The following is a 348-nucleotide window of genomic DNA, read 5'->3' on the forward strand; positions in this document are numbered from 1 at the left end:
ATAAAACTCATCTTTTAGTATCCCGTTTACGCGCTCTGCCATGGCATTTTCGTAGCAATGATTTTCTTCCGTCATACTAATGTCTATCTTTTTTCTTTTGAGTATTTGCGTGTATACATTGCTACAATACTGTATTCTTCTGTCAGAATGATGTATTAGTCTATTAATATTTTTAGCTTCGTATATGGCTTTATTAAGTGCTCTTACACACCCTTTAAGTTCTAAGCTATCACTAAGGTCATAACCTACTATTTTTCTGGAATACATATCCGTTATTAAAGCGAGATAACAAAATCCTTTTACGGTTCTAATGTATGTGATATCAGATGCCCAAACCTGATTAGGTCT

Annotated in this window: 1 protein-coding gene; it reads right to left on the minus strand. The window is 33.6% G+C overall.

The window, feature by feature from the left end; translation table 11 throughout:
- Nucleotides 1–348, minus strand: a 348-nt coding sequence (locus CXF67_RS00275) for a DDE-type integrase/transposase/recombinase (protein WP_145990328.1), incomplete at both ends; no start/stop codon positions are given.

This window comes from Psychroflexus sp. MES1-P1E (assembly GCF_002836055.1).
Classification (GTDB): domain Bacteria; phylum Bacteroidota; class Bacteroidia; order Flavobacteriales; family Flavobacteriaceae; genus Psychroflexus.